Genomic DNA, 7,291 nt, shown 5'->3' with positions numbered 1-7,291 from the left:
TATAGAAGTTATCTAAAATAAAAAAAGTCGATATTCAGTTTTCAGGGAACAAAAAAAGCTTGCTATAAATATAGGCAATTTTTTTTATATTTTTAGTTGTTTAACTTTTCCCCAAAAAGTGGGAATTTTTTTTAATTTAATGATGGCTTTATTCTTTTTTAACTTAAATTTTAGTGGTTTTTATAACTAAAACAAGTTTAAATTGATTTTTTTTATGTTTGATTTAATAAAATATTCATCGATATTTATAAATCTAGCAACTCTTTTGAGCTCTCAATCATGTGGAGAAACTATAACAAAATAATTAAAATTATCAAGACCTGCTTGATAATTTTAATTATTTATTTCGTAAGAAATTATTTTGATTTTAAAGTAGATGAAAAAAATAAAACAATTTCTTATGAAATTCCTAAAGTAGAACTATTTTTTTCTAATTTTTTATTAGAAAATTGTTAATTCTTAGTCAAATTGCAACATTTTTATAGTTTAAAAATATTTATCAAACTTGTGATATTAAATTTATTTTTAAGACCTAAAAATTTAAATTAAATAAAAAATTATTTCTTTATTTTAAAATCAATATCAAAATCATTTTTTATTTTTATAAATTCAACACCAAAGGTGCTAAATATTTTTAGGCTAGCTTTAAAATCATCTGCTTCCGGTTTATATTCACTAGCATAATAAACTTTCGATATTTTTGATTGGACAATTAATTTTGCACAGTTATAGCATGGCGAATGTGTAACATAAATTGCTGAACCTGGTTCAATTTTAGAATTAGTTAGATTAGCATTAATTATAGCATTTGCTTCAGCATGAACAACATATGTATATTTTGAATGTAGCACATCATCAGAACAACTTGGTCGATTCCATGGAAAGGCTAGGTCATTATCAACCTCGGTGTTATTAAAACTAGTTGGCATTCCATTGTAACCTAATGAAATGACATAATTATTTGGGCTTACAATACAGGCCCCTACTTTTGTTGTTGGGTCCTTAGATCTAAATGCACTTAATTTGGCTAAGGACATAAAATATATATCTCATTTAATATTGTCTTTATGTTCGTTAAAAATAATATTTTTTGTCTTTGAATTCATAATAGTAAAATTTTATCACAATTTTAAAAAATCAGACTCCGCAGACCCTGATCTAAATTATTTAGTGAAATAAGCAAAAAAGCTCGGATAAGACATTAACTATGTTAATCCAATTCATTATGCTAAATAATTAGCCATAACAAGTTGAATTAAAAAAATTATATCAAAAATATCTAATATTGCTTTATTTTTTTATTTTATTTTTTATATTAATAAAACTACTAAAACTAAGTCGATTTTTATAAATAAATTTAAAAAGTATTATATTTTTTTGCAAAAAAATTTTAAATGTTGTTAAAATAATAAATGTTAGGAAAAAATGATGGACATAAAAAAAATAAATGAAAATTATCAAATTTCTAGTATGTTCACAGCTATAATAGCTGCATTTTTTGCTATTGAAATTATTAATTTCAACAAGGGTATTATTAAGATGAATTCTATGAATTCGTGAAATAAAAATATTATTCTTGGAGGAATTTGTAATGCAACTTATACATTTAAATATCATAATTAATAAGATTAAAATTAAAAAGAATAATATAGATTTTTCATATTTCAACATTATTTGCCGTCCTAAGATTATGGATTTTAGAGGTACATAATTACTCAATAAACATAAGAATTTTCTTAATAAAAAAGTATCTTTTAGTATTTTCTTAATAAAACCAAGATTTAAATAATTTCAATAAAAAAGTAATAAAAATCAATCAAAAATGTATTAAAAAAGTCACATTGAAAGACAAGAGAAAATGCGCCTCTTTAAGAGCAAAACCTAACAAAAGATTAAAAATAATTTATAATTATTTTGTAATTTTATATAAGTCATTTTATATAACTAGATAATAATTTTTTAAATACAATAACACCTTAATGACTTTTATGGAATTATAAAAAATGGAGATTAAAATGAAAAAAGCAAACAAAATATTATTAGCTTCTTTACCTTTACTTAGTGCTTCAGTGCCCCTGCTTTTAGCAAGCTGCAGCAACAACTTACAAAGCGGTAAAGTTCATAAATACGTGTTTGAATATAACTCACCTTATACAGGACAAGCATTTGTATATGATGCTTCAAGATCGTATGGTGGATATGTAAGTGTCGCAACGACACAACAAACTTCAGCTGGTTTGGTTCGCATTGAAAATATCGGAGAACCAGTTTTAACTAACAAAGTCAAAAAGGATCAAAGTGGTAAAATAATTGGAACTGCTCAATATATCACAACTCCAACTTGAACAAAAAAGGCATTAGCAATGGCTTCTGCAGTTGTTATAACAGACAAAAATGGTTCTATAACAACATTTGATTCCGATGATGCCGATATCATGACAGAGCCTAATGGCGAAAAAGACGGAGTTAAATATTACACTTCTGCTTCAGTAGAATTAAAATCGAATAATCAAAAATCTATCAACAGTTTTAACTTTGATAATAAATTAAAATCAGCTACTAAAGTTCAATTTATTATTCGAAAAGGTGTTTTTTGAGTTGACGAAACGGGTAAAAAGACGAAATATGAAGTTAATGCAAAAGATTTTTATTACTCGTGATTAAGAACACTTTCTGTCAGCCAATCATTCAGAGATAAAAATGGTGGCTCTGAGGAACTTGATAAAGAGGCTGCCAAAGTTTTATCAGACGCTTCTTCATCAGCCTTTACTGATAAAGAGGAGTATTCAAATGATTATTTATTCAGTCTTTTTGGTATTGATCATAAGAAGTTTTCTGTAGAAAAAGAATTTATACAAAAAGTAGGATTAGATGATGCTGTAACATTTGAAAAAATTTCTAATCATGATAATCCAGAATTTACAGAGTTCTTTAATAAGTTAATATTGAGAGATTATACCTTTCAACCAGCTCCTTCCCAATATATTGATGAAAAAAACCAAACAGAGCAATTGCCAGTATATAACTATAACGGTTTGCAAAATGATGAAACCAAAAAATTTGAAGATAAGATTAGAAAATTAGATAAAAATTCTATAGTATATAAGGTTGGAGCCTATTGATATGGAGTAAGTTTAAAAAACACTTTATACAATGGCGCATATTATATATCACCTCAAAAAGGACAGGAGTTAATTCTTAAGAAAAATAAGAATTACTATGATCAAAAATTTGTGAATAGCCCTGATACTATTGAGCAAATAGTGTTTATATATAATCAAAACGTTGCGGCAGAAACATTTGCAGACAGAATTTTTAATAAGTACAAAGAAGGTAGCGTTTCGCAAATTGCATTTAGTCAATTAAATAAAGCACAACAAGATGAAATTTTGAGAGATGGTAATAAATTTGGATTGCGTTACATTCAAGTTGTAAATACAAATAGACCATTTTATAGAAACGTTGCACAACCATTTGTTAGAGCACTTCCTCAAGGGCAAAATAATAGTTTCTATGAATTCAATGATGCTTTTGCCAAATTAGTTTATGGAGCAACAAGAGACGAGCTATCAAAGGGTTTAAATGATCCAAGTGAATTTATATCTGGTCGTGGATTAATTTTTAGAACTTTAATAAATGCTGCAATTAATTGAGATGAGTTTGCTTCGCAAGCAACCAGTTCTCAGTCATCGGCATGAATAGCAAAAGTTGCAGATGGTTCACCAATTGGCGGTAATGACCAACAATTATCAAAATTCAGAACTCCAAATGATGTCAGAGACAGAATAAACTCTTTATTTGCTCTAAAGGCAGATGAGTCTGGAAAAATTGATTTTGGTACCACAATAGGCAAAGAAATAAGTCCTAGCGAAAATGAAGAAGTGTTATTTAAAAAGAATGGAACGAGATCACAAAAACTTGAATCTGCCGGTTTTGAAAAAATTAAAGAAGAACTAAAGAAATTAATTGATAATTTTTATGAAAAATTTCCTGAATATAAAGACCAAGATATTGAGTTTAAATATGCCTTTCCATTTATAAATATACCTAAGGGATATAAAACAGCATTTGAAAGTATTCAAGAAACATTTTCACAATTACATCCAAAATTAAAATTATCAATATATTACACTGATAATAAAGATGATCCTAGATTTGATAATTTTAGATCAAGAGGATCAAATGGATCAGAAACTGTTTCGTGATCATACGACTACGACTCAATCGGTTCAGGATATGACGGCCTTTCATTTAGCGCAAACCTAGTTCCGACATTAACTTGAATAGCAGCAAATGATTCGGGTGATAAAAACAAATTAATAAGAGAAAATTATCCAAAAATTTATAAACTTGCAAAGGATATGGTTGAATATGCTAACGAGGATGGACCACATAAGTGAATTGGTTCAGTACCGTTTGCGGATCTTCATTTAGTTGAAAACAAATATAAGGGACAATACCTACCATATACTACCTCTGTTACCTTTGAAAAAAGAACTGAAAACGGGAAAGAACACTATTTTCTAAAAAGAGATAGCAATAATAAAGCAATCCCTTGAACATCACATGATGGCAAGCATGGAACAGATGCTTATGCATGAACAGCAGCATTTTGATTACAATATATTGCAAAACATACTAATGAACAAGCAATTGAGTTAATGGAACAATTTACATCATTCTTTAATATTGGATTCACATATGCAATTTTTAAACAAAAGAACGAATTTGGTAGAGCATTAGTCGAGAAAAAATTTGTCGTACCTGATTCCACAAATCCTGGTGTCGATCTATATGTAGATTGAAAGATTAAAAACTAATTTATACAATGTTTAGATATATACGTCAAAGAATATTATTTGCACTCCTGACATTGTTTATTATAACTTTTGTTGTATATACACTTGTCAGCGCTTTTGGGCAAAGTCCGGTTAAAGCAATAGTTGAAAAACTATTTCAAAATCCTAAAAATAAGCTCTCAATTGAGCAACTTACATATGACAATGAAATAGCTTTTGGGCTTAGATATGAAGATGGTACGCCCATTCCTATCATCGTAAGATATTTCCGTTATATCGGAAATATCTTTCGTGGTGATTTTGGATTTATTATTAATAAAGAAAATAATCCAAATCCTTCTGAATATACTAACATACAATTATTATTTTTTACCCCATTAAAATATTCGATTAGAATTACTCTTCCTGCATTTATTATTAGCTCAATTAGCGGTATAACTATTGGTGTTTTTGCCGGTTATAAAAGGGGAAAATTATTTGACTCTGGCGCTAATTTATTTGTTCTATTATTTGTAGCAATTCCTTCATTTGTTTTAGCTCCGATATTAATTACCATTTCACTAAAAATTGGTATTCCAACCGTAGTTCCAAGAGACGCTCTTGAACCAACATTTGGTAAATTATTTGTATCATATCTACCGCCTGTGTTAATTATTACCTTAACTTCAATGGCTGTATATGTTAGTTATACAAGAAATCAAGTAATCACTGTATTAACATCTAATTATGTTTTAATAGCGAAAACTAAAGGATTGAAGGCTACTCAAATATTTTTTAAGTATGTATTAAGAAATATTTCGATTCCATTATTTAGCTTATTATTTGGCTCATTCCTTGGGCTATTGTCTGGTTCAATTATTATTGAAAGATACTGAGATGTTCCAGGAACAAGTACTGTTATTGCTAATTCATTTCCAACTGGAGAAATTAATATTATTATGTTTTCAACGATATTCTTTACTGGAATTGGATTAGCTGCTGAGATATTTGTAGATGTAATGTTTGCTGTATTAGATCCAAAAATTACATATTCTGCACAAAATAAGAAAAATTATTGGCTATTTTTTAAAGCATTTTTAGAAAGAAAGAAACTTGAAAAAGATCTATATGCAAAAAGGGCATTGAATCAACAAAACCATAATTCTATGTCTCAAAATCCATAATGAAAGGTAGGTTAGAACGTTAAATATGGAAGATAATTTACAATCTCAGATTAAAGAATTTAACAAAAAATACAAAATAAGTTCTGAACTATCTAGAAAGTTCGGTTTTGTTTCTGAAAGTGATAAGGTTCAAACCTCCTCAATAGCGGGGCGCCCTAAAAAAATGGCTATTGAAATTATAAAAAGATTCTTTTCAAACCCAATTGTTGTTGTTTCGCTAATTGTGTTTTTGTTTATATTACTGGCATCATTATTAATTCCATCAAGTCTAGTCACAAATTATACCCCCAACAAACCAATTAATGGTTATGATTTTATTAACTCATTGCCGCCGGCATATTCACCTTTTGTAACTAAAGCTATAACACCCGACGATCAGATTTATAAATTCTATAATTATGTTGTTAGTCATGGAAAGGAATTAGGACAAGAAGTTGAATGAAATAATTGATTTGCATTCTTTACAAATTCAACAACCATTGACACTAATGATCAAGGTCAATTATTTATTCACTATAATGCTTATCATTTATTTAAAGCGTGAGTTCTGAATGGTTTAATTAACTCAAGACCTAACGGAGTTTTACTAACTGATGAATATGTAACTAAGGTTTTAATACCGCAAGTTCCTACATTAAAAACCATTTTAGGAACCTCTTCAACTGGTTATGATATATGAGTTACAACGTGATATGCAACATGGAGAGGGATTGAAATTGCTATTATTACCACAATAATTCAAGCTGTGTTTGGCATCACTTTAGGTGCGGTCCTTGGTTTTTATGCAGGTAAATTAATTGATACAATCATTATGAGAATAATTAACATTTTTAATGCTCCACCAACAATTATTTGGATTCTTATATTTGTTGGAATCTTTGGGACAAACCAAATTTCCTTGATTTTAGCTATGTCTATTGCTGGATGGCCATTGTTTGTGGGTTTAACAAGGTTATACATAATAACCGTTAAAAACGAGGAATATATAACAGCCTCAAAAGCAATAGGTGCTTCTGCCTCAAGACAAATATTTGTTCACGCCTTGCCTGCAATTATTGGGAAAATTGCTAACTCATTTGTTAAAAATGTCCCAAGTGTAATTTTATGAGTTGCATCATTGGCATTTCTTGGTTTCTTTAAATCTGGGAATGATACTAACTTAGGTCAGATCTTAATTGAATCAGCTTCAGAAGCTAGTGAAAACGTATGAGTAATCCTACTTCCGACATTAATATTATTATTACTATCATTATCGCTAAACTTTATGGCTCTCGGTATTCATGATGCCCTTGATCCTAGAGTAATAACTAAGGGAAAGAGAAAATAATT

General features: G+C 28.6%; 5 protein-coding genes. 4 read left to right on the top strand and 1 reads right to left on the bottom strand.

Annotated elements, in window-relative coordinates:
• Positions 1 to 557: 557 nt before the first annotated feature.
• A complete protein-coding gene (locus tag ACWXVJ_RS01495; RefSeq protein ID WP_444705162.1) occupies positions 558 to 1,106 on the bottom strand; it encodes a deoxycytidylate deaminase in 549 nt (182 codons plus the stop codon).
• 322 nt (positions 1,107 to 1,428) lie between these two features.
• On the opposite strand from ACWXVJ_RS01495, the gene ACWXVJ_RS01490 reads away from it, so the two are divergent.
• From ACWXVJ_RS01490 to ACWXVJ_RS01475, 4 genes are all read left to right on the top strand, one after another.
• Positions 1,429 to 1,623 carry a hypothetical protein gene (locus tag ACWXVJ_RS01490; protein WP_455966259.1) on the top strand — a complete coding sequence of 65 codons (195 nt, stop codon included), beginning with the start codon at positions 1,429 to 1,431 and terminating at the stop codon, positions 1,621 to 1,623.
• Between the two features lie 392 nt (positions 1,624 to 2,015).
• Positions 2,016 to 4,820, top strand: coding sequence for an OppA family ABC transporter substrate-binding lipoprotein (locus tag ACWXVJ_RS01485; RefSeq protein ID WP_455966257.1), 2,805 nt, complete (start codon positions 2,016 to 2,018; stop codon positions 4,818 to 4,820).
• Between the two features lie 8 nt (positions 4,821 to 4,828).
• A complete protein-coding gene (locus ACWXVJ_RS01480) occupies positions 4,829 to 5,962 on the top strand; it encodes an ABC transporter permease subunit (RefSeq protein WP_438340875.1) in 1,134 nt (377 codons plus the stop codon).
• Positions 5,963 to 5,987: 25 nt separating this feature from the next.
• Positions 5,988 to 7,289 (top strand): ABC transporter permease subunit, encoded by a 1,302-nt coding sequence (locus ACWXVJ_RS01475; protein WP_438340874.1) that lies wholly within the window; start codon positions 5,988 to 5,990, stop codon positions 7,287 to 7,289.
• The last annotated feature ends 2 nt before the right edge of the window (positions 7,290 to 7,291 follow it).

It is taken from the genome of Mycoplasma sp. 773 (assembly GCF_053851515.1).
Note: the sequence above shows the minus strand (reverse complement) of the source record. Positions and strands in the feature narration are given on the sequence as shown.